This is a genomic window from Spirillospora sp. CA-108201 (assembly GCF_050936235.1).
Taxonomy (GTDB): domain Bacteria; phylum Actinomycetota; class Actinomycetes; order Streptosporangiales; family Streptosporangiaceae; genus Spirillospora.
The window spans coordinates 8,996,219-9,022,917 of record NZ_JBNJNE010000001.1 but is presented as its reverse complement, the minus strand read 5'-3'; the positions used below and the strand labels follow the sequence as shown (position 1 = coordinate 9,022,917).

General features: G+C 75.1%; 23 protein-coding genes. 15 read left to right on the top strand and 8 right to left on the bottom strand.

Annotated elements, in window-relative coordinates; genetic code table 11:
- Positions 1–43: 43 nt before the first annotated feature.
- From hpnC to hpnH, 6 genes are read left to right on the top strand one after another with little or no spacing between them, the layout of a single operon-like run.
- The gene (gene hpnC, locus ACQEU6_RS43175; protein WP_499339592.1) at positions 44–907 is read left to right on the top strand and encodes a squalene synthase HpnC; all 864 of its coding nucleotides are present in this window, start codon (positions 44–46) and stop codon (positions 905–907) included.
- Positions 904–1,821: a phytoene/squalene synthase family protein gene (locus tag ACQEU6_RS43170; RefSeq protein ID WP_499339591.1), complete on the top strand. Its 918-nt coding sequence runs from the start codon at positions 904–906 to the stop codon at positions 1,819–1,821. Before hpnC ends, ACQEU6_RS43170 begins: the two co-directional genes overlap by 4 nt.
- On the top strand, positions 1,818–3,137 hold the full coding sequence (hpnE, locus tag ACQEU6_RS43165) for a hydroxysqualene dehydroxylase HpnE (RefSeq protein WP_499339590.1): 1,320 nt from the start codon (positions 1,818–1,820) through the stop codon (positions 3,135–3,137). Before ACQEU6_RS43170 ends, hpnE begins: the two co-directional genes overlap by 4 nt.
- Positions 3,134–4,159, top strand: a complete 1,026-nt coding sequence (locus ACQEU6_RS43160; RefSeq protein ID WP_499339589.1) for a polyprenyl synthetase family protein — start codon at positions 3,134–3,136, stop codon at positions 4,157–4,159. The genes hpnE and ACQEU6_RS43160 overlap by 4 nt, the downstream gene beginning before the upstream one ends.
- Positions 4,159–6,120: a squalene--hopene cyclase gene (shc, locus tag ACQEU6_RS43155; RefSeq protein ID WP_499339588.1), complete on the top strand. Its 1,962-nt coding sequence runs from the start codon at positions 4,159–4,161 to the stop codon at positions 6,118–6,120. Before ACQEU6_RS43160 ends, shc begins: the two co-directional genes overlap by 1 nt.
- Positions 6,121–7,125: an adenosyl-hopene transferase HpnH gene (gene hpnH / locus ACQEU6_RS43150; RefSeq protein ID WP_499339587.1), complete on the top strand. Its 1,005-nt coding sequence runs from the start codon at positions 6,121–6,123 to the stop codon at positions 7,123–7,125.
- A 30-nt stretch (positions 7,126–7,155) separates the two neighbouring features.
- Here the strand turns inward: hpnH and ACQEU6_RS43145 are convergent, their stop codons facing one another.
- The gene (locus ACQEU6_RS43145; RefSeq protein ID WP_499339586.1) at positions 7,156–9,138 is read right to left on the bottom strand and encodes a bifunctional phosphatase PAP2/O-acyltransferase family protein; all 1,983 of its coding nucleotides are present in this window, start codon (positions 9,136–9,138) and stop codon (positions 7,156–7,158) included.
- Positions 9,139–9,341: 203 nt separating this feature from the next.
- Here ACQEU6_RS43145 and ACQEU6_RS43140 point away from each other — a divergent pair, with 203 nt between their 5' ends.
- Entirely contained in the window at positions 9,342–9,995 is a 654-nt protein-coding gene (locus ACQEU6_RS43140) for a PadR family transcriptional regulator (protein ID WP_499339585.1), read from the top strand.
- Between the two features lie 2 nt (positions 9,996–9,997).
- On the top strand, positions 9,998–10,516 hold the full coding sequence (locus ACQEU6_RS43135; RefSeq protein WP_499339584.1) for a DUF1707 SHOCT-like domain-containing protein: 519 nt from the start codon (positions 9,998–10,000) through the stop codon (positions 10,514–10,516).
- A 10-nt stretch (positions 10,517–10,526) separates the two neighbouring features.
- Here ACQEU6_RS43135 and ACQEU6_RS43130 read toward each other — a convergent pair whose 3' ends face one another.
- The gene (locus ACQEU6_RS43130; protein WP_396080655.1) at positions 10,527–11,456 is read right to left on the bottom strand and encodes a LysR family transcriptional regulator; all 930 of its coding nucleotides are present in this window, start codon (positions 11,454–11,456) and stop codon (positions 10,527–10,529) included.
- Positions 11,457–11,529: 73 nt separating this feature from the next.
- On the opposite strand from ACQEU6_RS43130, the gene ACQEU6_RS43125 reads away from it, so the two are divergent.
- Positions 11,530–11,700 (top strand): hypothetical protein, encoded by a 171-nt coding sequence (locus ACQEU6_RS43125; RefSeq protein ID WP_499339583.1) that lies wholly within the window; start codon positions 11,530–11,532, stop codon positions 11,698–11,700.
- On the opposite strand, the gene ACQEU6_RS43120 is transcribed toward ACQEU6_RS43125, so the two are convergent.
- Genes ACQEU6_RS43120 through edd form a run of 4 tightly spaced genes read right to left on the bottom strand, consistent with a single transcriptional unit; the run spans position 11,681 to position 15,617 of the window.
- The gene (locus ACQEU6_RS43120) at positions 11,681–12,070 is read right to left on the bottom strand and encodes a PPOX class F420-dependent oxidoreductase (RefSeq protein ID WP_499339582.1); all 390 of its coding nucleotides are present in this window, start codon (positions 12,068–12,070) and stop codon (positions 11,681–11,683) included. The two genes, ACQEU6_RS43125 and ACQEU6_RS43120, sit on opposite strands and share 20 nt — an antisense overlap.
- A gap of 48 nt (positions 12,071–12,118) precedes the next feature.
- Entirely contained in the window at positions 12,119–12,745 is a 627-nt protein-coding gene (eda, locus tag ACQEU6_RS43115) for a bifunctional 4-hydroxy-2-oxoglutarate aldolase/2-dehydro-3-deoxy-phosphogluconate aldolase (RefSeq protein ID WP_499339581.1), read from the bottom strand.
- Positions 12,742–13,809 (bottom strand): glucokinase, encoded by a 1,068-nt coding sequence (glk, locus tag ACQEU6_RS43110; protein WP_499339580.1) that lies wholly within the window; start codon positions 13,807–13,809, stop codon positions 12,742–12,744. The genes eda and glk overlap by 4 nt, the downstream gene beginning before the upstream one ends.
- Positions 13,806–15,617 (bottom strand): phosphogluconate dehydratase, encoded by a 1,812-nt coding sequence (gene edd, locus ACQEU6_RS43105; protein WP_499339579.1) that lies wholly within the window; start codon positions 15,615–15,617, stop codon positions 13,806–13,808. Before edd ends, glk begins: the two co-directional genes overlap by 4 nt.
- 149 nt (positions 15,618–15,766) lie before the next feature.
- On the opposite strand from edd, the gene ACQEU6_RS43100 reads away from it, so the two are divergent.
- The 6 genes from ACQEU6_RS43100 to ACQEU6_RS43075 all read left to right on the top strand — a co-directional run bounded on the left by ACQEU6_RS43100 (position 15,767) and on the right by ACQEU6_RS43075 (position 25,863).
- The gene (locus tag ACQEU6_RS43100) at positions 15,767–16,894 is read left to right on the top strand and encodes an ROK family transcriptional regulator (protein ID WP_499339578.1); all 1,128 of its coding nucleotides are present in this window, start codon (positions 15,767–15,769) and stop codon (positions 16,892–16,894) included.
- A 445-nt stretch (positions 16,895–17,339) separates the two neighbouring features.
- Positions 17,340–20,213 (top strand): class IV lanthionine synthetase LanL, encoded by a 2,874-nt coding sequence (lanL, locus tag ACQEU6_RS43095; RefSeq protein WP_499339577.1) that lies wholly within the window; start codon positions 17,340–17,342, stop codon positions 20,211–20,213.
- Complete coding sequence (locus ACQEU6_RS43090) at positions 20,210–22,096, top strand: alpha/beta hydrolase family protein (protein ID WP_499339576.1); 1,887 nt, start codon at positions 20,210–20,212, stop codon at positions 22,094–22,096. Before lanL ends, ACQEU6_RS43090 begins: the two co-directional genes overlap by 4 nt.
- A gap of 5 nt (positions 22,097–22,101) precedes the next feature.
- Positions 22,102–22,257 (top strand): VenA family class IV lanthipeptide, encoded by a 156-nt coding sequence (locus tag ACQEU6_RS43085; RefSeq protein WP_179278939.1) that lies wholly within the window; start codon positions 22,102–22,104, stop codon positions 22,255–22,257.
- 148 nt (positions 22,258–22,405) lie between these two features.
- Entirely contained in the window at positions 22,406–24,142 is a 1,737-nt protein-coding gene (locus ACQEU6_RS43080; protein ID WP_499339575.1) for an ATP-binding cassette domain-containing protein, read from the top strand.
- On the top strand, positions 24,139–25,863 hold the full coding sequence (locus ACQEU6_RS43075; RefSeq protein WP_499339574.1) for an ABC transporter ATP-binding protein: 1,725 nt from the start codon (positions 24,139–24,141) through the stop codon (positions 25,861–25,863). The genes ACQEU6_RS43080 and ACQEU6_RS43075 overlap by 4 nt, the downstream gene beginning before the upstream one ends.
- Here the strand turns inward: ACQEU6_RS43075 and ACQEU6_RS43070 are convergent.
- The gene (locus tag ACQEU6_RS43070; protein ID WP_499339573.1) at positions 25,830–26,144 is read right to left on the bottom strand and encodes a hypothetical protein; all 315 of its coding nucleotides are present in this window, start codon (positions 26,142–26,144) and stop codon (positions 25,830–25,832) included. The genes ACQEU6_RS43075 and ACQEU6_RS43070 overlap by 34 nt on opposite strands.
- Complete coding sequence (locus ACQEU6_RS43065; protein WP_499339572.1) at positions 26,137–26,697, bottom strand: RNA polymerase sigma factor; 561 nt, start codon at positions 26,695–26,697, stop codon at positions 26,137–26,139. The genes ACQEU6_RS43070 and ACQEU6_RS43065 overlap by 8 nt, the downstream gene beginning before the upstream one ends.
- Positions 26,698–26,699: the final 2 nt, after the last annotated feature.

Here is a 26,699-nt window from a genome sequence, read left to right as displayed (position 1 = left end):
TGGCCAGAGTTTCTCTCGTGCCGGACCGGTCGATCTCCTCTAGGTGATCATTGAACCGCCCTGGAGCGCCGAGGAGCACGATCGCGCGCTGGACCGGCTCGCCTCCCGGGAGAACTTCCCGGTGGCGGCGCGGGTCCTGCCCGCCCGGCACCGCGCCGCCCTGCGGGCCGTCTACGGCTTCGCGCGGCTCGTCGACGACATCGGCGACGAGGCCCCGCCGGAGCAGCGGCTCAAGCTGCTCGGCCTGGTGGACGACGACCTGGACCGCGTGTTCGCCGGACGGACGCCCGCCCTGCCGCAGCTGCGCAGGCTCGCGGGAACGGTGCACGCGCACCGGATCCCCGAGGAGCCGTTCCGCGACCTCGTGCGGGCGAACCGGCAGGACCAGGCCGTCCACCGGTACGAGACGTTCACCGAGCTGAAGGAGTACTGCGCGCTGTCCGCCGCGCCGGTGGGACGGATCGTCCTGCGCCTGTTCCACGCGCACACGCCGCGCCTCGCGGCCGCGTCCGACGACGTCTGCACGGCGCTGCAGATCATCGAGCACTGCCAGGACGCCGGGCAGGACTACCGCGCCGGCCGGATCTACCTGCCCGGCGAGGACCTGCGGCGGTTCGGCTGCGCCGAGGACGACCTCGGGCGCCCGGTGACGCCGACCCGCCTGCGCGGCGTCCTGGCGCTGGAGGCCGGCCGCGCCCGCGAACTGCTGGACGCGGGCGCCGCGCCGCTGCTGGCGGACCTGACCGGCTGGGCGCGCATCGCCGTCGCGGGCTACGTGGCCGGGGGGCGCGCCACCCTGTCGGCTCTGGAACACGGGCGGTACGACGTGCTCGCCCATGCGCTGCGTCCACGGCGGGCCACGCTGCCGGCCGGGTGGGCGCGCGCTCTTGGAAGGAGGGGGCGATGACGGTTTCGGAGACGTGCGAGCGTTCCGAGCGGGTCGTCGAGGCGTACCGGCACTGCGAGCGGGTGGTCCGCGAGGAGGCCCGCAACTTCTCCTACGGGATCCGGCTGATGCCGGCCCCGAAGCGGCGGGCGATGAGCGCGGTCTACGCGTTCGCGCGCGGCATCGACGACATCGGCGACGGCCCCGAGCCGGCCTGCGTCCGGCTCGACCTGCTGGACCGGTCCCGGCAGCGGCTGACGACCGTGCAGGAGGTGCTGCGGCGGCGGGTCGACGTCCGGGCCCTGGAGGGGCATCCGGTGCTGACCGCGCTGGCCGACGCGGCGGGCCGGTTCCCGATCCCCCTGGAGGCGTTCGAGGAGCTGATCGACGGCTGCGAGGACGACGTGCGCGGCGCCGACTACGAGACCTTCGACGACCTGCTGCGCTACTGCCAGCGGGTCGCGGGCTCGGTCGGGCGCCTGTCGCTCGGGGTGTTCGGGTCGGACGGCCGGCAGCGGGCCGAGGGCCTCGCCGACTCGCTCGGCGTCGCGCTGCAGCTCACCAACATCCTGCGCGACCTGCGCGAGGACCGGACGGCCGGGCGGACCTACATCCCCGCCGAGGATCTCGCGCGGTTCGGCTGCACGCTGAAGCTGGACGAGTCGGGCGCGTTCATCGACCCGCCGTGGCGGCTGAACGAGCTGGTCGGCTTCCAGGCGGAGCGGGCGCGGGCCTGGTACGCCGAGGGGCTGCGGCTGCTGCCGCTGCTGGACCGGCGCAGCGCGGCGTGCACGGCGGCGATGGCCGGCATCTACCGGCGGCTTCTGGAGAACATCGCCGCGCGCCCCCAGATCGCACTGGACGCGCGGATGTCGCTGCCGACCTGGCAGAAGGCCGTGGTGGCGGCGCGCGCGCTGTCGGGGGTGGAGCGGTGAGCGTCGTCGTCGTGGGCGGGGGGCTCGCGGGCATCAGCACGGCGATCGCCCTCCAGGAGTCGGGCGTGCCGGTCACGCTGCTGGAGTCCCGGCCGTGGCTCGGCGGCGCCACGCACTCGTTCGGGCGGGGCGAGATGAGCGTCGACAACGGCCAGCACGTCTTCCTGCGGTGCTGCACGGCGTACCAGGGGCTGCTGCACCGGCTCCGCGCCGACCACCTCGTCGACGTCCAGGACCGGTTCGACGTCCCCGTGCTGCGGGCGGGCGCGCCGCCGGCGCGGCTGCGCAGAGCGGGCCTGCCGAGCCCGCTGCACCTGCTGCCCGCGCTGGCGCGGTACGCGCCTCTGTCGGCCGCCGACCGGGTGAGGGCCATGCGCGCCGCGACCGGGCTGGCGCGGCTGGACCCCGCCGACCCCGCGCTGGACCAGGTGTCGGCCGGGGCGTGGCTGGCGCAGCGCGGGCAGCGGCCGTGGGCGCGGGAGGCGCTGTGGGGTCTGTTCCTCACGTCCGCGCTGAACGCCGAGGTGGACGACGCCGCGCTCGGCCTGTCGGCGATGGTGTGCCGGCGGGCGCTGTTCGGACGCGCCGACGCGGCCGACATCGGGCTGCCGCTCGTCCCGCTGGAGGAGCTGCACGGCGGCCCGGCCTTGCGGCGCATCGCGGAGATGGGCGGGACCGTCCGGCTGAAGTCCAGGGTGGAGGCCGTCACCGCCGACCCGAAGGTGGTCGTGGACGGCGCGCCGATCGCCGCCGACGCGGTGGTCATCGCGGTGCCGCACGAGGCGGCGGCGCGGCTGCTGCCCGCCGAGGCGCTGCCGGACCCGCTGCGCTGGCCCGAGCTGGACGCCAGCCCGATCGTGAACGTCCACGTCGTCTACGACCGCAGGGTCATGGACGCCCCGTTCGCCGCCGCGGTCGGCTCGCCCGTCCAGTGGGTGTTCGACCGGACGGCGGTGAGCGGGCTGCGGCGCGGCCAGTACCTCGCGGTGTCGCTTTCGGCCGCCGACCCGTGGATCGACATGCCGACCGCCGAGTTGCGCTCGCGGTTCGTCCCCGAGCTGCGGCGGCTGCTGCCCGCCGCGTGGGACGCGCAGGTCCGGGAGGTGTTCGTGACGCGGGAGCGGCGCGCGACGTTCCGGCAGCGCCCCGGCAGCGCGGCGGCCCGCCCCGGCGCGGCGACCCGCGCGCCGGGCCTGTACCTGGCAGGCGCGTGGACCGACACGGGCTGGCCGGACACCATGGAGGGAGCAGTGCGCAGCGGTCTCACCGCCGCGCGCCTGGTCCGCCGCCACCTGGAGAAGGTGAAGGACCGATGACGGCCGTGCCCGTTTCGCTGACCGATGTCCGTGAGCTGGTCGACGGCGCGCTGCGCGCCGCGGTCGGGCGGCTCGACCCGCGCACCTACCGGGTCGCGGCGTACCACCTCGGCTGGACCGACGAGGAGGGCCACCCCCGCAAGGCCCCCGCGGGCAAGGCGCTGCGCCCGGCGCTGGCGCTGCTGTCCGCGCGGGCCGCCCTGGCGCCCCCGGAGAGCGGGCTGCCGGGCGCCGTCGCCGTCGAGCTGGCCCACGCGTTCTCGCTCCTGCACGACGACATCATGGACCGCGACCGGACGCGCAGGCACCGCCCGGCGGCGTGGACCGTGTTCGGCGACGCGTCCGCGATCCTGGCGGGCGACGCGCTGCTCGCCCTCGCCGGCGAGGTCCTGCTGGAGGCGCCCGGCCAGGGCTCGGCGCGGGCGGCCCGCGCCCTCGCGTCCGCCGTCCGCCGCCTCGTCGCCGGGCAGGCCCTCGACATGGACTTCGAGACGCGCCGGCAGATCGGCGTGGAGGAGTGCCTCACGATGGCGTCCGGCAAGACCGCCGCGCTCCTCGCGTGCTCCTGCGCGATCGGGGCCGTCCTGGACGGCGCGCCGGAGCGGCTGTGCGCCGCGCTGGAGGCGTTCGGCGAGGACCTCGGCATCGCCTTCCAGCTCGTGGACGACCTGCTCGGCATCTGGGGCGACCCCGCGACCACCGGCAAGCCCGCGCTGGCGGACCTGCGGGCCCGCAAGATGTCGCTGCCGGTCGTCGCCGCGCTGAACTCCGGGACGCCGGAGGCGGAGCGGCTGGCCGAGCTGTACGCGCGGACCCCGCCGGCCGCGGAGGACGCGGCCGGGGAGGAGCTCGCCGAGGCCGCCGGCCTGGTGGAGGCGGCGGGCGGGCGCGCCTGGGCCGAGATGGAGGCCGAGAGCCGCATCCAGCGCGCCGCCGAGCACCTGCTCACCGCGCGGCTGCCCGAGCCCGTCCGCGCCGAGTTCCTGCACATCGCCGACTTCGTCACCTGCCGGGACCACTGATGACGACGACCGAGCCCACCACCGAGACGACGCCCACCGACAAGACGGGTCCCGCCGACGAGACGGGCCCCGCCGTCGCCGAGCCGCCCGCCGCCGGCGGGCCGGCCCGGATCAGGACGGCCGCCGAGGCGCTGGAGGCCGCCCGCGACCACCTGCTCCTGCTCCAGTCCCCGGAGGGCTGGTGGAAGGGCGAGCTGCAGACCAACGTGACGATGGACGCCGAGGACCTGCTGCTGCGCGAGTTCCTCGGCATCCGCGACGACGCCGACACACGCGAGGCCGCGCGCTGGATCAGGTCCCAGCAGGCCGCCGACGGCACCTGGGCGAACTTCCACGACGGCCCGCCGGACCTGTCCACGACCGTCGAGGCCTACGTCGCGCTGCGGCTCGCGGGGGACCCGCCCGACGCGGACCACATGGTCCGCGCCGCCGCGTTCGTCCGCGGTGGCGGCGGCGTCCCGGCGACCCGCGTCTTCACGCGGTTCTGGCTGGCGATGTTCGGCCGCTGGCCGTGGGAGGACCTGCCGGCGCTGCCGCCGGAGATGGTGCTCCTGCCGCGCTGGTGCCCGCTGAACGTCTACGACTTCGCGTGCTGGGCGCGGCAGACGGTCGTCCCGCTGACGGTGGTGGCCGCGCTGCGCCCCGTCCGGCCACTGCCGTTCGCGCTGGACGAGCTGTACCCCGGCTACGACGTCCCCCCGGCCCGCAGGCGGCGCCTGTCCGGGTGGGACGCGGCGTTCGGGGCGCTCGACGCGGCGCTGCACGTGTACGAGCGGCACCCGGCGAAGGGCGTGCGCAGGGCCGCGCTGCGCCGCGCCGCCGAGTGGATCGTCGCGCGGCAGGAGCGGGACGGGTCGTGGGGCGGGATCCAGCCGCCGTGGGTGTACTCGCTGCTCGCGCTGCACCTGCTCGGCTACGGCCTCGACCACCCGATCGTCCGCCGGGGCCTGGACGGGCTGGAGCGGTTCACGATCCGCGACGACCGGGGGCGGCGCCTCGAAGCGTGCCAGTCCCCCGTCTGGGACACCGCCCTCGCGATGAACGCCCTCGGGGACGCGGGCGTGCCCGCCGGGCACCCCGCGCTGGAGCGGGCCGCCGAATGGCTGGTCGGCGAGGAGGTGAGGGGCCCCGGCGACTGGTCGGTGCGGCGCCCCGACCTGCCCCCGGGCGGCTGGGCGTTCGAGTTCGACAACGACTGCTACCCCGACACCGACGACACCGCCGAGGTGGTCCTCGCGCTCGGCCGCGCCCGGCTCCCGCAGGCCGAGCCGGCGATCGAGCGGGGCGTGCGCTGGATGGCGGGGATGGCGTCCCGGGACGGCGGGTTCGGCGCGTTCGACGCCGACAACACCCGCGCCCTGTGCCGCAAGCTGCCGTTCTGCGACTTCGGCGAGGTCATCGACCCGCCGTCCGCCGACGTCACCGCGCACGTGGTGGAGGCGATGTCCCACCGCGGCATGGCCGACTCGCAGGTGGTCAAGCGGGCCGTCGTGTGGCTGCTGAAGGCGCAGGAGCCGGACGGCTCCTGGTTCGGCCGGTGGGGCGCCAACCACGTGTACGGGACGGGCAGCGTCGTGCCGGCCCTCATCGCGGCGGGCGTCCGGCCGGGCAAGCCCGTGATCCGCGACGCGGTCGCCTGGCTGGAGCGCCACCAGCGCGAGGACGGCGGCTGGGGCGAGGACCTGCGCTCCTACCGGGACCGGACGTGGATCGGGCACGGCGCCTCCACACCGTCGCAGACCGCGTGGGCGCTGCTCGCGCTGCTGGCCGCCGGCGAGCGCGGACCGGCCGTCGAGCGCGGCGTCCGCTGGCTCGTCGAGCACCAGCGCCCCGACGGCACGTGGGACGAGGACCACTTCACCGGCACCGGGTTCCCCGGCGACTTCTACATCAACTACCACCTGTACAGGCTCGTGTTCCCGCTCTCGGCGCTCGGCCGGTACCTGAAGGAGACCTCCTAAATGGGCATGCCACTGCGCCAGAGCCTGCGCGTCGGCGGTTACGTCCTGCGCAACAAGCTGGCGGGGCGGACGAGATATCCCCTGATCATGGAGCTGGAGCCGCTGTTCGCGTGCAACCTGGCGTGCGCGGGCTGCGGGAAGATCCAGCATCCGGCGGACGTGCTCAAGCAGCGGATGCCGGTCGAGCAGGCGGTCGCGGCGGTCCGCGAGTGCGGCGCGCCGATGGTGTCGATCGCGGGCGGCGAGCCGCTGATGCATCCGCGGATCGGCGAGCTGGTCGCCGAGCTGGTGCGGATGAAGCGGTACGTGTTCCTGTGCACGAACGCCGCGCTGATCCCGAAGAAGATCGACCTGTTCCGGCCGTCCCGCTACTTCGCCTGGGCGGTGCACGTCGACGGGCTGCGCGAGCGGCACGACGCGTCCGTCTGCAAGGAGGGGGTGTTCGACCAGGCGGTGGAGGCGATCAGGATGTGCCGGGAGCGGGGGTTCCGGGTCACGACGAACACGACGGTGTTCAACACCGACACCCCGCAGACCGTCATCGACGTGCTCGACTACCTCAACGACGAGCTCCGCGTCGACCAGATGATGATCTCGCCGGCGTACGCCTACGAGAAGGCGCCCGACCAGGACCACTTCCTCGGCGTGCAGGAGACCCGCGCCCTGTTCCGCAAGACGTTCGCCGACGGGCGCCGCGCGCGGTGGCGGTTCAACCACTCGCCGCTGTTCCTGGACTTCCTGGAGGGGAAGGTCGACTTCCCGTGCACGGCGTGGGCCATCCCGTCGTACTCGCTGAAGGGCTGGCAGCGGCCCTGCTACCTGATGGACGACGGCTACACCGCGACCTACCAGGAGCTCCTCGACACCACCGACTGGGACGCCTACGGGCGGGGACGCGACGAGCGCTGCGCGAACTGCATGGCGCACTGCGGCTACGAGCCCACCGCCGTGTTCGCGACGATGGGCTCGCTCAAGGAGTCGCTGCGCGCGATGCGGAGCATCTGACCGCGGGGCGTCCGGCCGCGGGACGTCCGATCACTCCAGCCCTTTCCGCAGCTCCTCGAAGACGTCGTGGACGGCCTCCATCAGCGCGTCGGCGTCGTCCGCCAGACCGGGGTCGAGGGAGAGGCCGAAGCACAGGTCGCGGTGGACGCCGAGCCCGGCGATCGCCAGGGGCGTTCCGGGGGCGAGCGGGACGATCGGGTAGACGGCGGTGAGCGGGGCGCCGCACAGCCGCAGCGGCCGGTCGGGCCCCGGAAGGCTGGACACGGTGCCCTGGAGGAACCGCCCGCTGTAGGACATGCGCGCGAAGCGGGCGTGCAGCGGGGGCGGCATCAGGCGTCCCGCCTGCCACATCACGAACCACGCCGCCTGCGCCCGCGTCCCGGACCGCAGCACCCGGCCGCGCTCGGCGATCAGGGCGAGCCGGTCGGTCTCGGCCATCTTCCCGATCGGCAGGTCCACCATCACGGCGGTGGTGTGGTTGCCCACCATCGCGCTGCCGGGCGGCCTCATCATCAGCGGGACCGCGACGCGGCACGTGCCGGGCCGGCCGTCCTCCTCGCTGACGCCGCGGTTCAGGGCGCCCGCGACCGCGCACAGCACGACGTCGGTGACGCGGGCGCCGTGGCGCCGGGCCACGTCCCGGACGGTTCCGAGCGGCAGGACCATGGTGCCGAACCGGCGCTCGCGGGTCCCGGCGGCGGGCAGGGGCTCCGGCCTGCCGACCGCGGTGGCGAGCTGGCCGAGCCCGACCACGGTGGCGACGGCCTTGCGCAGCGGCGCGCGGGGAGGCGCGGCGACCGGCTCGGGCGGCGGCTGCATCAGGTACACGGCCTGCGCCACGATGCCGACGCCGTCGGCGACCACGTGGTGCATCAGGTAGACGACCGCCGTGCGGCCGGGCTCGGCGCCCTTCAGCACGACCATCCGCCAGGGCGGCCGGTCCAGCGGCAGGGCCTCGGACTGGAGCCGGGCCACCTCCGCGCGCAGCCCCGCCATCCCGTCGACCCGCTTCTCGGTGACGTGCCACTCCCAGTCGACCCGGTCCAGGTCGCGCCAGACGGGGCGGCGCCAGCGGCCCCGGCGGACGAGCCGCTGCCGGAAGCGGGGAAGCCCGTCGAGACGCTCCTCGATCACCCGGACGAGGTCGGCGCGGCCGACGTCCGCCCCCGAGGTGTCGAGCATGATGACGCCGCCGGGATGCTGCGGGGCCTCGGGCGTCTCCACCGCGAGGAAGAACGCGTCCGGCCCCTGGACGCGCGCCGCGTGCGGCCTCGCGATCCGCTCGGCGAGGTAGACCGGCACGACGACGAACGGGATGGCCGCCACGGCGTCCAGCAGGTAGTGGTTGGCCGTCGCCAGGATGACGTAGAGGGTGACCAGGATGTGCGCGGTGTTCACCCCCTGCACCCACCGCTTGGCCTTCACGCGCGCCAGTTCGACGCCGACCCACAGGGTCCACGCCATGTGGAGGGACGGGACGGCGGCGAACTCGTCGGCGTGCTTCACCAGCGGGGACCCCCACGAGCCCCAGGTGCGGCCGTTGGTGACGGTGTCGACGAAGCCGAGGTCGGCGGGCATCAGCCTGGGCGGCATGACGGGGTACAGCGCGAAGCACGCCAGGCCGGCGAGGTTGAGCATGACGAAGGCGTTGCGGGCCGTGCGGTACCGCTCGGGATGGCGCAGGAACAGCCAGACCAGCAGGGCGAGCGCGCTGGCGACGTAGGTGACGGCGTACTCGTAGTTGGCCAGGACCCGCAGGACCGGCTGGGCCGCCAGCCAGCCGTTGAGGGCGGGCTCCACGTCGAGGCGCAGGGCCCGCTCCAGCGCGTACAGGGACTCCCCGTGCCCGCGCGACGCCGCCGCCCTCGCCTGCTCGGGCAGCATCGCCACCAGCGAGTAGAGCACGAACAGCGCCAGGCCGAGCGCGAGCTCGTTCCTGGCGCGGAGCCTGGTCCCCGTCGCTGCCGGGGTGAAGACCGCGTCCTGCGCGGTGACCGCTTCCTGTGTGCCCATGTCCCCTCGCCCTCGGTGGTACCCACAGACGCGGGCGATCAGACGGCGATGGCCGGTTTCGGAGACGATGCCCGGTTTATTGCGGCACTCCGGTCGCGTCCCGGATCCGGAATCGGGAACCCTCTGGCCGATCCGTACGTCTTCGATATATCGTTGTCGTATCGCGAGAGGTCAGAGAGAGCTCTCAGAAGGTGGTGCAGAACATGGGGCACACGCACGGCCGCGGACCCTGGGGTCGCGGCGACTTCCCGAACTTCGGCGCCCTGTTCGGCGGCGGGCCGGGCCCCTGGGGCCCGGCCGGCGGGTTCGGCCACGGGCCCGGCCCGCGCCCGCCGTGGGCGCGGGGGCGCGGCGGTCCGTGGGGCCGGGGCGCCAAGGCCCGCAAGGGCAACGTCCGGGCGGCGATCCTCGTCCTGCTGGCCGAGGAGCCGCGCAACGGCTACCAGATCATCCAGGAGATCAACGAGCGCAGCGACGGAGCCTGGAAGCCGAGCCCCGGCGCGGTCTACCCGGCGCTGCAGCAGCTCGCGGACGAGGGGCTGATCGCGGGCGACGAGTCCGGCGGCCGCCGCGTCTTCCACCTCACCGCCGAGGGCCGCGCCTACATGGAGGAGAACGCCGAGCGGCTGGCCGAGCCGTGGGCGGAGATGACGCCCGACTACGGCGAGGGCGTCCCGGAGCTGTTCAAGCAGGCCGCGCAGACGGGGGCCGCGGTGATGCAGATCGTCCATTCCGGCTCGCCCGAGCAGGTGACCCAGGCCCGGGACGTCCTGTCGGAGGCCCGCCGCAGCCTGTACCGCATCCTGGCCGACGACCTGGACGACCCGGGGCCGACGGCCGACGAGACCGAGGAGTGATCATGGCCCCGCCTGACGAGATCCGCATCGGCGACGCCGAGCGCGACGCCGTCATGGTCGCCCTGCACGACCACTTCGCCGAGGGCAGGCTGGACCGCGCCGAACTCGACGAGCGGCTGGAGTCCGTGCTCGCCGCCAAGACGCGCGGTGACCTGCGCGCCCTCGTCCGGGACCTGCCGTCCCCGACCGGACTGCCCGAGCCCCCGCGCAAAGCGCAGTGGGAATCCCCGCTCGGGTCCGCTTGGGACCCGGGGGCGGCCGTCATGTTCGGCGGGCCGGGCCATCCCGCCTGGCAGCGCCATCACCGGCACCGCCGGCACATGGCCCACCGCCACCGGGGCGGGCCGCTCTTCCCGGCGTTCCCGCTCCTGTTCGCGGCGTTCCTGGTGCTGGCCTTCACGGCCGGCCCCGGCACGGGGCTCCTCGTCGTCCTGCAGATCGCGCTGGCCGTCTGGGTCCTGCGCGCGGTCCTGCTGGCGTTCGGGATCCGCCGGGCCCGCCGCCACGCCCCCGGCCCCTGACCCCGGGCGCTCAGGCGGCCGCCGCCAGGACGCAGCGGTCGGGGACGGCCTCGCGGAGCGCCCGCAGGCCGCGCGCGACCAGCGGGTGGCCGCGGCCGCCCCGCCGCACGCAGGTCAGCACGCGCCGCTTCGGGACGCCGTCCCCGCCGAGCGGCACCCGCACGACCGGCTGGTCGGCCGGCCCGTCGGCCAGCCGCGGCACGAGCGAGACCCCGAGGCCGTTGGCGACCAGGGCCCAGATCACCGGCCACGTGGTGGTGTGGTGCGCGATCCGCGGCGTGAACCCGGCGGCGGCGCAGTAGGCCATGACCTGCTGGTGGTGGCCGCAGCTCTCGGGCTGGACGCTGATCCACGACTCGCCCGAGGCGTCCTCCAGCCGGACGCCCTCGCGCAGCGCCAGCGGATGCCCGACCGGGACGATGAGGTCGAGCGCCTCCTCCAGCAGCGGCTCGCGGTCGAAGCGCGGGTCGCCCGGCGGCGGCGCGGCGGGGGTCGGCTCGATCACCGCGATGTCGGTCTCGCCCGCCGCGAGCAGCCCGACGGCCTCCTCGGTGTCGCACTCGCGGACCTCGACCGCCAGGGCCGGGTCCGCGCGCAGCAGGGCGCCGGCGGCGGGCGCGACGAGCCCGGCGACCGCCGTGGGGAACCCGCACATGCGCAGCGGCCCCGCCGTCCCGGCGCGGTGCGACTCCAGGTCGGCCAGGGCCTCCTCCCACCGGGCGAGGAGGCCGTCGGCGTGCCCGACCAGCAGGTGCGCCGCCGGGGTCAGCCGCACCTTGCGGCCCTGCGGCTCCAGCAGCGGCACCTTCAACTCCCGCGCCAGCTCGCGCAGATGGTGGGAGACCGCCGACGGCGTCAGGTGCATGGCCTCCGCCGCGGACGTGACGGTCCCGTACTGGTGGACGAGCCTCAGCATGTGCAGCCGGCGCAACTCGATCATGCGAACATCTTGCACGATCCCCTGCGCGAATCTGAAATGGACGAGAACGTTCCACCGGCCGCAGACTGCTGTCATGAGCGAACCGACCACTCTCGTGTCCCGGCATCTCACCAGCGACGGCGTCGTCACCTGGACGCGCTGCGCCTGCGGGCGGCTGCGGATGGACCTCGTCCCCGCCGACGGGGGAAAGGGCCTCGCCGCGGGCCCGTGCCCGCACCGCGCGGTCAGCCCCCGTCGAGCGTGAGCTCGTAGTGCAGCGTCCGGTAGCCCTTCAGCCGGTGGGCCAGCGGCACCGCGAACCCTTGCAGGAACGGGTGCTTGCGGGCGAGCAGCCGGCGGATCGGCCGCGCCTCCTCCTCGGTGAGCAGGCGGACGCGGCCGTGCGTCTCCGGCCCGAGGACCCTGCCCCGGAAGGTGCTCGGAGCGAGCTCCACCTCCGGGTTGCGCGCAAGCCGCCTGGTCTTGAACGCCTTGTCGTAGGTGCGGAAGTAGGCGCGGTCCCCGCGTACGACGACGTTCACGGGGGTCCCGACCGGCGTCCCGTCCCTGCGGTAGCTCGTCAGCAGGACGGTGCGCTGCTTCCTCAGCTTCTCAAGCGTCGTTGTGGTGTCCATGCCCGGGAGACGTGAACGGCCCGCCCGGATGTGACATCACCGGCGGCGTCACCCGGTGCGCAGCGCCGCCGCCTCGGAGGCCAGCTTGCCGACGCGGTCCCAGTCGCCGTCGCGGACGGCGTCCGCGGGGGTCAGCCAGGAGCCGCCGACGCATCCGACGTTGCCGAGCGCGAGGTAGTCGGCGGCGTTCCGCAGGCTGACCCCGCCCGTCGGGCAGAACCGGATCTGCGGCAGCGGCCCGCCGAGCGCCTTCAGGTACGCGGCGCCGCCCGCCGCCTCGGCCGGGAAGAACTTCATCGCCGTGATCCCGCCCTCCAGCAGGGCGATCGCCTCGGAGGCGGTGGCGACGCCCGGCAGGAACGGCAGGCCGGTCGCGACCATCGCCGCCTGGAGGCGGGCCGTGCAGCCGGGGCTGACCAGGAACTTCGCCCCGGCGGCGGCCGAGCGCTCGGCGTCCTCGGGGCGCACGACGGTGCCCGCGCCCACCACGGCGTCCGGGACCTCGGCGGCGATCCGCGCGATCGCCTCCGGCGCGGACGGCGTGCGCAGCGTCACCTCGATCACCGGGAGGCCGCCCTCCACCAGGGCGCGGGCCAGCGGGACGGCGGCCTCGGCGTCGTCCAGCACCACCACGGGGATGACGGGCGCGAGGTCGAACAGGTCTTCGGCGATCATGCGGGCTCCAGGTCGGGCAGGCTCTGGGTGAGCCGGACGGCGGCACCGAGCAGGGCGGGGCCGGGATGGACGATGAGGGCGGTCGGGATGGCGCGCATGTAGTCCTCGACGGGAGGCTTCCCCTCGAACCGGGCGCGGAACGCGCTGCGCTGCAGCACGTCCGCGATCCGCGGCAGGATCCCGCCGCCGAGGAAGACGCCGCCCCGCGCGCCGAGCGTGAGGGCGACGTTGCCCGCGAGCGACCCGAGCAGGGCGCAGAACATCTCCACGGCCTCGCGGCACAGGGGGTCGTCGCGGTCCTCGCTGATCTGCCGCGGGCTCAGGTCCAGCGCGGGCCGGCCGTCGATCGCGGCGAGGTAGCGGCGGATGCGGGCCAGACCCGCCCCCGACAGCAGGTACTCCGCGGTGGACGCGCCCTTCTCGGCGCGCAGCAGCCGCGCCACCACCAGCTCGCGGTCGGTGGCGGCCGGGACGTCCACCTGGCCGCCCTCGCCGGGCAGCGGCACGTAGCCCGACGGCGTCCGGACGAGCCCGGCGACGCCGAGGCCCGTGCCCGGCCCGACCACCGCGAGGGGGGCGCCGGGGTCCGGACTGCCCCGCCCGATGGAGACGAGGTCGTCCTCACCGAGGCGCGGGAGGGCCAGGGCGAGCGCCTCGAAGTCGTTGATGACGTCCAGGTGCGCCAGCCCGAGGTGGGCGCGGACCGCCTCCGGGTCGCCCTTGGGCCAGCCCGCGTTCGTCAAATGGAACGTGCCATTAGTGACCGGGCCGGCCACGGCCAGGCACGCCGCCACCGGGCGCGCGCCGACCGCGTCGAGGTAGGCGGCCGCGGCCTCCGCGAGGCCCGGATGGTCGCGGGTCGGCAGCGCCCGGACCTCCGACAGGACGCCGTCCGGGCCGTCCACCAGCGCGAACCGGGCATTGGTCCCGCCCACGTCCGCGACCAGCCACGTTCCGCGCGGCGCTCCGTGCGTGGGGACGGCCCCCCACTCCCCGAATTCCGCTTCGCTCAGCGTTTCCTGTGGGGGGACGACCCCCCACTCCCCCCGGTTCACTTCGCTCATGAGAAGACCCCCGCACCCCGTTCCGCCGGGCCCACGGCATGGCGGAACGCCTGGAACAGCTCCCGCCCCGTGCCGTAGGTCTGCTCGGGCGGCCCCGCGGCGGGCTCCCGGGCGTCGAACTCCTCGGCGGGGACGAGGACCTCCAGCACCCCGGCGTCCGCGTCGAGCCGGACCACGTCGCCGTCGCGGACACGGGCGAGCGGCCCGCCCGCCGCGGCCTCCGGCGACACGTGGATCGCGGCGGGCACGGCGCCGGACGCCCCCGACATGCGGCCGTCGGTCACCAGCGCGACGCGGTGCCCCCGGTCCTGGAGCACCGACAGCGGCGGGGTGAGCCGGTGCAGCTCGGGCATGCCGTTCGCGCGCGGCCCCTGGTTGCGGACGACCGCCACCACGTCCCGGTCCAGCTCCCCGGCGGCGAACGCCTCCTGGAGCGCCTCCTGCGAGTCGAACACGCGGGCGGCGGCCTCGATGATCCGGTGCTCGGAGCGGACCGCCGACACCTTGACGACCGCCCGCCCGAGGTTGCCGCGCACGGTGTGCAGGCCGCCGTGCGTGTCGAACGGCTCGGCGGCCGGGCGCAGGACCTCGGTGTCGCCGGACTCCCCGGGCGCCGCGCGCCACTCGACCCTGCCGCCGGCGATCTCCGGGATGTTCCGGTAGGCCGCGAGGGTGTCGCCGCCGACCGTCCGCGCGTCCTCGTGCAGGAGCCCGGCGTCGATCAGCTCGCCGATGAGGAACGCGGTGCCGCCCGCCGCGTGGAAGTGGTTCACATCGGCGGTCCCGTTCGGGTAGAGGCGGGTGAGCAGCGGCGTGGCCTTGGACAGCTCGTCGAAGTCGTCCCAGGTCAGCTCGATGCCCGCCGCGGCGGCCATGGCCACCAGGTGCAGCGTGTGGTTGGTCGAGCCGCCGGTCGCGAGCAGCGCGACGACGCCGTTGACGAACGCGCGCTCGTCCAGCATCTCCCCGATCGGGGTGTAGCCGTCGCCGAGGTCCGTGAGCCTGAGGACGCGCCGGGCCGCGGCCTCGGTGAGGCCGTCGCGCAGCTTGGTGCCCGGCGGGACGAAGCTGGCGCCCGGCAGGTGCAGCCCCATGACCTCCATGAGCAGCTGGTTGGAGTTCGCCGTCCCGTAGAAGGTGCAGGTGCCGGGCGAGTGGTAGGACGCCGACTCGGCGGCGAGCAGCTGCTCGCGCCCGATCTCGCCCGCCGCGAACCGCTTGCGGACCTTCGCCTTCTCGCCGTTCGGCAGCCCCGACGCCATCGGCCCGGCGGGCACCAGGATCACCGGCAGGTGCCCGAACGACAGCGCCCCGATCACCAGCCCCGGCACGATCTTGTCGCACACGCCGAGCAGCAGCGCGCCGTCGAACATGTCGTGCGACAGCGCCACGGCCGTCGCCATGGCCACCACGTCCCGGCTGAACAGCGACAGCTCCATGCCGGCCCGGCCCTGGGTGATGCCGTCGCACATGGCGGGGACGCCCCCGGCGAACTGCGCCGTGCCGCCCCCCGCGCGGATGGCGGTCTTCAGGAGCTCGGGGTAGTCCTGGAGCGGCTGGTGCGCCGACAGCATGTCGTTGTACGCCGACACGATCGCGATGTTCGGCGTGACGTCGCCGCGCAGCCAGAGCTTGTCCTGGACGCCGCAGGCCGCGAAGCCGTGCGCGAGGTTCGCGCACCCCATCCCGCCGCGCGCCGGGCCCTGCGACCGGGCCTCCCGGATCCGGTTCAGGTACGCGCCGCGGGGTCCGGCGCTCCGCTCGACGACGCGCTGGGTCACAGCCGCCAGCACGGGATGCACAGCCATCAGATGCTCCAAGACCAGGGGGTTCGCTGGACGACCAAACTATCGAGACATCGGTCAGCCAATCAAGCGGACTTATGAACTTTGGATGACAAAAGTCCGGATGTTCTCCTAACTGGACGCACCAAAGCCCCGGATGCTTGACTGGCCGGATGCCCCGCCCCGTCACCCGTCCGGCCACCGGCGGCGACATGCTGCGCCTGATCCGCGAGGACGCCGTCGCCACCCGCGCCGAGCTGGGCCGCATCACCGGGCTGTCCCGGCCGGCCGTGGCGTCCCGCGTCGCCGCCCTGATCTCGCGCGGCCTGGTGGTCGAGCGCGCCGACGGGCCCTCCACCGGCGGGCGACCCCCGGCCCGGCTGGAGTTCAACGCCGCGGGCGGCGCCGTCCTGCTCGCCAACCTCGGCCAGTCCCGCGGCCAGCTCGCCGTCTGCGACCTCGGCGGCAGGACCCTGGCCCGCGCCGACGGGCCGCCGGCGGAGGTGAGCCCCGGCAAGACGCTCCCGCGCCTGTTCGAGCAGTGGGAGTCCCTCCTCGCCGAGTCCGGCGCCGACCCGTCGAGCATCCGCGGCGTCGGCCTCGGCGTCCCCGACGCCGTCGAGCACGTCGCCGGGAGCTGGGACGCCATGGAGATCGGCGCCCCCATCTCCGAGCGCTTCGGCGTCCCCGCCTACCTCGACAACGAGGTCAACGCGGCCGCGCTCGGGGAGCACCAGGCCCATCCCGGCGTCGGCGACCTGCTGTTCGTCAAGGTCTCGACCGGGATCGGCGCGGGCATCATCGCGGGCGGCCGCATCCAGCGCGGCGCGCTCGGCGCGGCCGGGGAGATCGGCCACATCCCCGTGCCCGTCCCCGGCGAGGCCCCCTGCCGCTGCGGCAACGTGAACTGCGTCGAGGCCGTCGCCGGCGGCACCGCCCTGCTGGCCCGCTCCCCCGCCGACGACCTGCCCGCCCTGGCGGCGCTCGCCCGCGCCGGCGACCCCGCGACCGTCTCCCTGCTCCGCGACGCCGGCCGCCGCATCGGCGAGGTCGTCGCCACCGCCGTCAACCTCCTCAACCCCGCGGTCGTCGTCCTGGGCGGCGATCTCGCGGGCGCGAACGAGCCCCTGATCGCGGGCGTGCGCGAGATCGTCTACCAGCGCGCCACGGCGCTGGCGACGCGCGACCTTCGCATCGAGCCGAGCCGCCTGGGCGAGAGCGCGGGCCTGACCGGCTGCGCCGCCATGGTCCTGGACCGCATCCTGTCGCCCGACGCCGTCGACGCCGCGGCCGGCGCCTGAGAAGCGAGGGCCCGCGGGAAGAGCGCCCGCGCTTTCGTGCGTGACGCGGCGTTAGCACACCCGGCCGGCGGGTCGCCACCGGGCGGCGTGGCAGCCATCGGACATGACTCCGCGGAAACCGCCCAGCAACTCAATGGGCAAAGCGATCATCGTTTCGGGTGACGACAAACTCGACATTTCCCCCATCAGGGAGCGCCGACCGGCGATCATTGTCACTCTCCGCATGGACGTCAGGGTCCACATCCCCCGCCGGGTAAGACTTTTATACCCGCCGCGAATAGCTCGGACGAATGAGACTGACTGGCGTTACCGGAGGATTCGCGGTTACCGTGTCCTTGCTCAACGAAAGCAACATCCGATCGTTGTTTGACTTTTGACCCCAAAAGACAAAGCGATCAATAACGCGACCGGGGCGGTCGAACGGAAAGGGAGAGGGCGAACGGGTATGGCGGACTTCCATTTCAGTGTCCTGTCCGGGGCGGTCGCCGCGGACGGCGGGGACACCCGTCTGCTCGACGTTCTCGACAGGGCGCTCGCCGCGGCGGACGGCCCGCTCCAGTGGAAGGCGCTGCGCGGCGGGATGTGGGCGCACGTCCGCCCGGAGAACGGCGAGTGTCCCCAGCAGGGCTGGAAGCTGCACGTCTCCGCGACGCCGGCCTCCGCCCAGGACGTCCTGGCCCGCTCGCTGCCCGTGCTGCTGGCGGGCCGTTCCACGTTCAAGTTCGCCGCCACCCGCGACCACGTCGCGGCCATGAACGCGCGCAACACCTCGCGCGGCCATTCCGGGAAGTTCATCACCGTCTACCCGGTCGACGACGACGAGGCCGTCCGCCTCGCGGCGGAACTGCACGTGGCGACCGCCGGCCTCCCCGGGCCGCGCATTCTGTCCGACCGCCCCTACGGGCCGGGCAGCCTCGTGCATTACCGCTATGGAGCGTTCGTCGAGGTGCGCAGGATCACCAACGACGGATTCTATGCGTGGGTAATTCTCGACCCCGACGGCAAACCCGTGGAAGACCGCCGCGGCGCGACGTACACGCCGCCCTCCTGGGCCGTATGCCCATTCCCTCAAGACGTCCCGCCGGCAGAGGGCCAGAACGGCGCGGACACGGCCGGTGAGTCCGATAACGCCCGAAAGAGCGCGGTCCAGAATGGCGCCGGGAACCGGAAAAGCGTCCGGATCGGATCGCGGTTCACCGTGCACGAGGCCATCCGCCACACCAACAAGGGGGGCGTGTACCGGGCGACCGACACCGAGACCGGCGAGGCGATCGTCATCAAGGAGGGCCGCCCGCACGTGGACGTCGACGCGAAGGGGCGCGACACCCGCGACCGGCTGCGGACGGAGGCCCGCGTGCTGGAGGCGGTCGAGACCCTGGGGATCGCCCCGCGCCCGGTGGCGCTCTTCGCCCAGGCGGGCCACCTGTTCCTGGCGCAGGAGATGATCCCCGGCGCCTCGCTGCGGCAGTGGATCGCGGATGTGATCGGCGACGCCGGGTGGGGCCCGCACGTGGCCCCCGTCCTGGAGATGGGCGGGCACCTCGCGGCCCTGCTGGCGAAGGCGCACGACGCCGGGCTCGTCGTGCGCGACTTCAACCCGAGCAACATCATGGTCCGCCCGGACGGCGCCCCGGTCATGATCGACCTGGAGCTGGCCCTCACCGCCGACGACACCGATCCGGAGGGGATGCGGGTGGGCACCCCCGGCTACAGCGCGCCGGAGCAGATGGCCGGCGCGGCCCCGGGCCAGTCGGCGGACCACTTCGCCCTGGGCGCGACCCTCTGCCACGTCCTCACCGGCGGGCCCCCCTACTTCCTGGACGAGAGCCCCGCGGCCAGGCCCCTGAGCGAGCGGCTGGCGGAATGGCTGGCCGCCCGCACCCTGGACCTCGACCTGCCCGACTCGCTGACCCCGCTGCTGCTCGGCCTGATGGCCGACGATCCCGCCGACCGCTGGACCCCGCACCGGGCGCGAGCGGCGCTGGCGCGGATGAGCCCGGACCCGGCGGCCCCGAGCCGCGGGACGCAGGACGCTCCGGCGGAGCGGCGCGGAGCCGCACCGCAGGCCGCGAGCACCCCCTCGCTGCGGGAGCAGTGCCGGCTGTCCACCGCCGGGATCGTCGACCAGCTGATCGCCACCATGAACCCGGAGTCGGCCGAGACCCTCTGGCCCGCCTCGTGCGTCTACGGCGCCCCCGACCCCTGCAGCCTCCAGCACGGCGCCGCCGGGACCCTCGGCGCCCTGACCCGGTGCTACGAGGTCGGCGCCGAACCGCGCCTGGCCGAGGCCGTCGCCGACGCGGGCCACTGGATCCTGCGGCGGCTGGGCAGGGACGGCGACCGTCCCCCCGGGCTGTACTTCGGCACGGCGGGCGCCGCGTGGGCGGTGCTGGACGCCGGCCTCGCCCTGGACGACGCCGGCCTGGTCGAGGGCGCGCTCGCCGTCGCCGACCGGCTTCCGGAGGCGGTCCCCAGCCCGGACGTGACGCACGGGACGGCGGGCCTCGGGTTCGCGGCCCTGCACCTGTGGTCCCGCACGGGGCAGGCGCGGTTCGCCGACCGCGCCCTCGCCGCCGCCGACGCCCTCGCCGCGACCGTCGAGGAGCGGGAGGGCGGGCTCGACTGGAGCACGCCCGCCGAGATCGAGTCCAAGCTCGCCGGCGCGCGCTACTACGGGTTCGCGCACGGCGTCTCGGGCGTCGGCTGCTTCCTGCTCGCCTGCGCCGAGTCGGTCGGCGGCGACGCCCACCGGGCCCTGGCCGCCGGCGTCGGCGAGACGCTGCTCGGCACCATGATCGACACGGGGCGGTCGGCGATGTGGGCGGCGAGCTCGGGGGACATCGCCACCGCGCCGTTCTGGTGCCACGGCTCGGCCGGCATCGGCGGCTTCCTCGGCCGCCTCGGACGCGCCACCGGCGACGAGCGCTTCCGGCGGGCCGCCGAGATGTCCGCCCGCGCGGTCATGGACAACCGCTGGCGCGCGATCCTGGGGCAGTGCCACGGCCTGGCCGGCAACGGCGACTTCCTGCTCGACCTGGCCGCGCTCACCGGCGCCGAGCGGCACCGGGCCGACGCGTGGCGGCTGGCCCAGGTCATCCTGGCCAACCGGGCGCACCGCGACGGGCGGGTGGTGTTCCCCGACGAGCAGGGCGGCGTCTCGACCTCCTGGGGAGACGGCCTCGGCGGCGTCCTCGGCTTCCTGGTGCGCCTCCAGCACGACACGCCCCGGCAGTGGACGGCCGACGAGGCCGTCGCGCACGCCGCCGGAGGCGACGCCGCAGGAAGCACCGAACCGTCGATCGCCGGGCGGGCGTCATGACCGAGACCCTTCCGGACCTCCCGCCGATGCCGAGCCGCTTCGGCCTCGCCTTCTCCGCCGACGGCCGCTGGGCCACCTGCCTGCGGTCGGCGCAGGACGGCGTCGTCCTGGAGCGCTGGGACCTGACCTGGCCGCGGCCGTCGCTGCGGGCGCTCGACGACCCCCGCCTCCCGGACGGGGACGGGGCCGAGGAGCCGATCATCGACCGCCGCAGCGGGGCGCTGCCGCTGAACGACGGCCGCGTCCTGGTCGTGCGGCCCGCGGTCGGCGAGCACGGGCGGCCCGCCGGCCACGGCGTCCTCGCCGCCGCCGAGCCGACCCCCACCGGGCTGAAGATCACCCGGTCGTGGCCGGTGCGCAGGATGCTCGCCGGGTTCCTGCTGGCCGCCCCGGGACAGGCGCAGACCGCGGTGCTCGTGGTCGTCGAGAACGAGCGGCACTCGCGGATCTGGCGGGTCTCGCCCTCGTCCCCCGTCCTGGAGCCGGTGCTGCGGATCCCCGGCGTGCTGTCGGGGGGCGTCTGGGCCGACGAGGGCCGCACCCTCGCCCTCGACCACGACGGCGCCGGGCACCGGACCGAGGGGATCCTCGTCGACCTGCGCGAGCGCGCCTGGCGGCCCTTCTGGTCGGTCTCCGACACGAGCGTCGACCGGATCGCGGCCTACAGCCCGCGCTCGGGCGCCCTCGCGGTGACCACCACCGCGCCCGGCGCCCAGCAGCGGGGCGCACCGCAGATCGGGCTGCGCCTCCCCGGCGGCGGGCCCGTCCGGTTCCCCGAGGTCCTCAACCGGTCGGCCGCGTACCGGACCCCGCTGGCCTTCGACGCCGCGGGCGAGCACCTGCTCGTCCGGGAGGTCGCCGGCGCCACCGCGCGCCTGGCCGTGTACGCCACCGCGAACGACCGGATCACACCGGTCCCCGGTCCGGCGGGCATGCTCTGGGGCCCGGCCCGCTGGGGCGGGGACGGCCGGATGCACGTCCGCTTCTCGGCCCCCCACCAGCCGCCGACGCTCGCCACGGTACGGCGTCCCGCGCGCACCGGCTGGGACATGGCCGCGCACCCCTCCGACGCGGCGGCGGCCTGGCGGCGCGCCGAGCTCGTCGAGTTCTCAGGCCCGGCGGGGCCCGTCGAGGCGATCGTCTACGGCGGCCCCGGCTGGCGCGACCGGCCCCGGCTGGTCATGGCCCTGCACGGCGGCCCCCTGTCGGCGTGGCTCTACGAGTTCGAGCCGCTCTTCCAGTACCTGGCCGCCGCGGGCGCCTCCGTCGTGGCCCCCAACTACCGGGGCAGCACCGGTTACGGCGACGAGCACCTGCGGCCGGTCATCGGCGACTGGGGCGGCCCCGACCTGGACGACGTCGTCCACCTCGGGCAAGCGATCGCGCACGGCCGCGACACCGCGCTGCCGCGCCCCGTCGTCCTCGGCGCCAGCTACGGCGGATTCCTCGCGCTGCTCGCGGCCTGCCGCGCCCCGGACCTGTGGTCGGGCTGCGCCGCGCTCGCGCCCTTCACCTCGGCGTCCGGCCTCCACAGCACCGCCACCGGGATCGTCAGGGACCGCGTGTCGCGGCTCAACCCCTCCCGGATACCCGACGGGCGGGACGCCCGGCGCGACGTGCTGCGGGTGTGCGAGGCGATGACCGCGCCGCTGCTGGTGGCGCACGGCGTCCGGGACGAGGTCGTCCCGGTCGGGCAGTCCAGGGCGCTGCGCCGGCGCCTCCTCGAACTCGGCAGGACCGAAGGAGTCGACTTCGACTACCTGGAGACCGCCGACGACCACAACGGGGTCGTCCAGGCATGGTCCCCGGTCCTCCGCGAAGCGGTGGTCCGCTTCTGCCTCACGGCGGGGCGGGCCTTGGCCCTCGACAAGGAAAGGAGGTGAATCGCATGAACACGTTCGACGGTGACCTCGTGGCCGCTCTGCAGGAGCTGCCCGAGACCGACCCCGTGGAGATCGACGGCATCCAGCTCGGCGGTACCTGCAACTGCGTCGGTCTGCTCACGCTGCTGAACACCGTGTGCATCGGCATCTCCTGCGCCTGATGCCGCGCATCCCATGCGGTACCCGGGACCCCTGAGAAGAACCCCGGCCCGCAGAACCCCGGTCACGGACCGGCCACGAGCCGGTCCGTGACCGGACCCACTTCCGAGTGTAGAAGACTTCCCCCGACCGTGAACGGAGTCGTGGCGCGTGGCCCTCACCGGCACATCGGGCGACTCCGCGGCGCTGCGCGCCGCCGGCAGGCGGCTGCTGCGCGGCGCCATGGCCCGGTTCCGGCCGGCCCTGGGCGTCCTCGTCCTGCTCACGGCCGTCCGCGTCGCCGCGACGCTGGCGACGCCGGTCATGCTGGCCCGGGCGGTCGACGCGGCCCGCGCCCAGCACGACGCCGCCGCCTCCGCCGCGTGGCTCGCGCTCGTCCTGGCCGCGGCGGCCATCGCCGCCACGGGCGAGGACGTCCTCGGCTCCTACTGCGGCAGCGACATCACCGCCTGGCTCCGGCACCGGCTGCTCGGGCACGTGCTGGCCCTCGGCCCGGCGGGGCGGCGCCGCTTCCCCGCGGGCGACGTCCTGTCGCGGCTCACCGAGTCCGCGTCGGGCCCGGCGGCGTTCCCCGTCCTGCTGCTGTCGGCCGCGGCCACGCTGGCCACCACCGCGGGCGCGCTGGCCGGCCTGGCCCTGATCGACTGGTGGCTCGCCGCCGCGTTCGCGGCCGGGATGCCGCCGCTGCTGGTCGCGCTGCGCGTGTTCGTCGTCCGGGCCACCGACCCGTTCGCCCGCTACCAGGCGTGCCAGGCGGCGATCGCGACGCGGCTGCTCGACGCCCGGCAGGGCATCCGGACGATCCGGGCGAGCGGCACAGCCGCCGCCGAGGCGCGGCGCATCCTCGCACCGCTTCCCGGCCTCGGCGAGGCGGGTCGTGAGACGTGGGCCGTGCAGGGCAAGGTCAGTCGGCGGCTCGCGCTGCTGGCCCCCCTCACCCAGGTCCTGGTCGTCGGCGTCGCGGGCGTCCGCCTGGCCGCCGGCGAGATCACCACCGGCGAGCTCGTGGGCGCCCTGTCCTACGCCGCCATGGCCGCCGCGTCGGCGTCCGTCTTCGACACCGTCGTCGCGCTGCTCAACTGCCAGGTCGGCGCGGGGCGGATCGGCGAGATCCTGACCGCCGTCCCGGCGGTGCGGCCCCCCGCGCGCCCGGTGCGGCTGCCGGACGGCCCCGGCGAGCTGCGGCTGCGCGGCGTCACCGTCCGGCTCGGCGGCCGCGCCGTCCTCGACGGCCTCGACCTCGACGTCCCGCCGGGGACGACCGTCGCGGTCGTCGGCACGTCCGGGACGGGCAAGAGCGTCCTGATGTCGACCGTCGGGCGGCTCCTCGACCCCGACGAGGGGGTCGTCGAGCTCGACGGCGTCCCCGTCACCGCCGTCCCGCTCGCGGAGCTGCGCCGCGCCGTCGCCTACGCCTTCGAACGTCCCGCGCTGCTCGGCGCGACCGTGCGCGAGACGATCGCCTACGCCCGCCCCGGCGCGACGCGCGCCGAGGTGCACCGCGCCGCCCGCGACGCCGTCGCCGACGCCTTCATCCGGGCCCTGCCGAACGGCTACGACACCCCGCTCGACCGCGCCCCGCTGTCCGGCGGCGAGCTGCAGCGGCTGGGCCTGGCCCGCGCCGCGCTCGCCGACGCCCGGATCGTCCTCCTCGACGACGCCACCAGCAGCCTCGACACCGCCACGGAGATGAAGGTGACCCAGGCGCTCCGGCAGATCCTGGCCGGCCGGACCAGCCTGGTGGTGGCGCGCCGCCCCGCGACGGCCGCCCGCGCCGACCTCGTCGCCTGGCTGGACGCCGGACGCGTGCGCTCGCTCGCCCCCCACGCCGACCTGTGGGCCGACCCGGCCTACCGCGCCGTGTTCTCCGCCCGGGCGGCCTCGTGACGGCCCCGCCCGCCGCGCGCCTGCTGCACCGCCACCTGCGCGGGCAGTGGCCCGCGATGCGCCGCCTCTCCGCCTGGTCGGTCGTGGAGTCCCTGCCGGTGTTCGCGTCCGGGCTGCTCCTGGCCCGCGCCGTCGACGACGGCTTCCTCGCGGGCCGCACCCTGACCGGCCTCGGCTGGCTGGCCGTCCTCGCCGCCCTGTACGCCGTCGGCGCGGTCGCGACCGGACGCGTCTACCCGTGGCTCGCCGCGACCGTCGAACCGCTGCGCGACTCCCTGGTCACCGAGGTCGTCGCCGCGGCCCTCCGCCGGATGGCCGACCAGGGCGAGGGCGCCGCGGGCGCGGGCGCCGCGGGCGCGGGCGTCTCCCAGGTCACCGAGCAGGCCGAGGCCGTCCGGGCCCTGGTGGGGACCGCGCTGCGCAACGTCCGCCAGCTGGTCTCCGCCGGCGCCGCCGCGCTCGTGGGCCTGGCCCTGCTGTCCCCCCTGCTGGCCCTGGTCATCTGCCTGTCGGTGGCCCTCTCCCTGGGGGTGTACGCGGCCTTCGTCGGCCTGCAGATCCGCCGGTACCGAGCGGTGATCCGGCAGGCCGAGCGCATCGGGGAGGCCGCCGCCACCGTCGTGCACGGCGTCCGGGACGTCGCCGCCTGCGCCGCCGAGGACCGCGCCGCCGCCGCGGTGGGCGAGGTCGTGGACACCCAGGCGGAGGCCCTGCGCGCCTACGCGCGCACCCGCTGGGTCCGCCTCCCCGTCCTGGCGCTCGGCGTGCACGTCCCGCTGGTGGCCCTGCTGGTCCTGTCGCCGTATCTGACCGCGCACCACGGTTTCACCGCCGGGCAGATCGCGGGCGGCGCGGGCTACCTGGTGAGCGGCCTCCAGCCGGGCATCACCGTCCTGGTCGACGCGGGCGGCACCCTCCTGCTCAGCCTCGCGGTGGTCCTCGGCCGCCTCGCCGAGGTCTGCGCCGCCCCCGAGGCGCCCCCGCCCGGCACGGCGACGGCCGAATCGTCCGGCATCGAGGCCGACCACGTCACCTTCTCCTACTCCCCGTGGGCCGCCCCCGTCGTCGAGGACCTGTCGCTGCACATCCCCGAAGGCACGCACCTGGCCGTCGTCGGCCCCAGCGGCGCCGGCAAGTCCACCCTCGCGAACCTGCTCACCGGCCTCCTGGAGCCCCGGAAAGGCAAGATCACACTAGGCAAGGTCCCCCTCCCCCACCTGGACCCGGCGGCCCTGCGCTCCTCGATCGCGCTGATCCCCCAGGAGAGCTACGTCTTCGCCGGCACCCTCCGCGACAACCTCGCCTACCTGAACCCCGAGGCCACCACCCGCGACCTGGACGAGGCCACGGCCGCCGTCGGGCTCCAGGAGCTCACCGAACGCCTGGGCGGCTACGAAACCGACATCCCGCCCGGCGGCGGCGACCTCTCCCAGGGCGAACGCCAACTCATCACCCTGGCCCGCGCCTACCTGTCCCCCGCCAGGGTCACCGTCCTGGACGAGGCCACCAGCCACCTGGACCCCGCCGCCGAGGCCCGCGCCGAACAGGCCCTGGCAGCCCGCGCCGGCACCCTCATCGTCATAGCCCACCGCATGACCTCAGCCGAACGAGCCCACCAGGTCCTCCTGCTGGACGGCCCCGTCCCCCTCCTGGGCACCCACGACACCCTCCAGACCCGCAGCCGGACCTACGCGTCGCTAGTAGGCCACTGGCGTACCTGACCAGCGGCTCGCGAGCGAGCCGGCCGGGCGACGGTGAGTTCGCATACGCCGTCCCCGCACGAGCGTTGCAGCCGTCCCATGGAGATGGTCTGCACCAGCCCGATCGCCCAGCAGGCCGGGCACCCGCGCAGCGCGAGCAGGCCGATCGGGGCGAGCAGGAGGCTGCCGACTCCGAGCACCGGCAGCAGCGCGAACGAACCGATCAATGCGCCGAACCCCGCCGCGCCGCGGAGCAGGTGCCGGGGAAGTGACGTGCTCGCGAAGCCCTGCTTGTCAGTCATCGCCATCTCCTGCAACCGAGTCGAGTGCGCCTCGCAGCGCCAGTTGGACCGACGCGCGGGCGCGGTGCAGCCGCGACTTCATCGCGGGAAGGCTGAGGCCGAGCGCGTCGGCGACCATGCGCCCGCTGTAGCCCTGGATGTCCCGCATGATGAGGACGTGCCGCTGGTCGGCGGGCAGAGCGGCGATCGCCGCCGCGACCCGGCCCGCCTCCAGGCGTCGCAGAACCTCGTCCTCGGCCGAGGCCGTGCCGACGTCCGGGACCTCGTCGTAGTGCCGTGGCGTCAGCCGCGCCCTCCGCAGGCACTCGTTGCGGACGATGCGGAACATCCACGAGGCCAGCGCACCGGAGGCCCGCAGCGTCCCGATCTTGCGGTAAAGGATGATCAGCGCCTCCTGCGCGGCGTCCTCGGCGTCCTCGGGCGACGCGCACAGCGTCCGGGCGAACCTGCGCACGTGCGGGTGCGAGCCGGACACCAGCGCGGCGATCGACTCGAGATCACCACCCTGCGCGGCGACGACCATGCGCTCCCCGGGCCAACTCAGCTCAGCCACGC

Excerpts from the sequence above, each read along its gene's own strand:
- ACQEU6_RS43170 (WP_499339591.1), top strand. The coding sequence starts at position 904 with ATGACGGTTTCGGAGACGTGCGAGCGTTCCGAGCGGGTCGTCGAGGCG.
- ACQEU6_RS43160 (WP_499339589.1), top strand. The coding sequence starts at position 3,134 with ATGACGGCCGTGCCCGTTTCGCTGACCGATGTCCGTGAGCTGGTCGAC.
- shc (WP_499339588.1), top strand. The coding sequence starts at position 4,159 with ATGACGACGACCGAGCCCACCACCGAGACGACGCCCACCGACAAGACG.
- hpnH (WP_499339587.1), top strand. The coding sequence starts at position 6,121 with ATGGGCATGCCACTGCGCCAGAGCCTGCGCGTCGGCGGTTACGTCCTG.
- ACQEU6_RS43145 (WP_499339586.1), bottom strand. The coding sequence starts at position 9,138 with ATGGGCACACAGGAAGCGGTCACCGCGCAGGACGCGGTCTTCACCCCG.
- ACQEU6_RS43140 (WP_499339585.1), top strand. The coding sequence starts at position 9,342 with ATGGGGCACACGCACGGCCGCGGACCCTGGGGTCGCGGCGACTTCCCG.
- ACQEU6_RS43135 (WP_499339584.1), top strand. The coding sequence starts at position 9,998 with ATGGCCCCGCCTGACGAGATCCGCATCGGCGACGCCGAGCGCGACGCC.
- ACQEU6_RS43130 (WP_396080655.1), bottom strand. The coding sequence starts at position 11,456 with ATGATCGAGTTGCGCCGGCTGCACATGCTGAGGCTCGTCCACCAGTAC.
- ACQEU6_RS43125 (WP_499339583.1), top strand. The coding sequence starts at position 11,530 with ATGAGCGAACCGACCACTCTCGTGTCCCGGCATCTCACCAGCGACGGC.
- ACQEU6_RS43120 (WP_499339582.1), bottom strand. The coding sequence starts at position 12,070 with ATGGACACCACAACGACGCTTGAGAAGCTGAGGAAGCAGCGCACCGTC.
- eda (WP_499339581.1), bottom strand. The coding sequence starts at position 12,745 with ATGATCGCCGAAGACCTGTTCGACCTCGCGCCCGTCATCCCCGTGGTG.
- glk (WP_499339580.1), bottom strand. The coding sequence starts at position 13,809 with ATGAGCGAAGTGAACCGGGGGGAGTGGGGGGTCGTCCCCCCACAGGAA.
- edd (WP_499339579.1), bottom strand. The coding sequence starts at position 15,617 with ATGGCTGTGCATCCCGTGCTGGCGGCTGTGACCCAGCGCGTCGTCGAG.
- ACQEU6_RS43100 (WP_499339578.1), top strand. The coding sequence starts at position 15,767 with ATGCCCCGCCCCGTCACCCGTCCGGCCACCGGCGGCGACATGCTGCGC.
- lanL (WP_499339577.1), top strand. The coding sequence starts at position 17,340 with ATGGCGGACTTCCATTTCAGTGTCCTGTCCGGGGCGGTCGCCGCGGAC.
- ACQEU6_RS43090 (WP_499339576.1), top strand. The coding sequence starts at position 20,210 with ATGACCGAGACCCTTCCGGACCTCCCGCCGATGCCGAGCCGCTTCGGC.
- ACQEU6_RS43085 (WP_179278939.1), top strand. The coding sequence starts at position 22,102 with ATGAACACGTTCGACGGTGACCTCGTGGCCGCTCTGCAGGAGCTGCCC.
- ACQEU6_RS43070 (WP_499339573.1), bottom strand. The coding sequence starts at position 26,144 with ATGACTGACAAGCAGGGCTTCGCGAGCACGTCACTTCCCCGGCACCTG.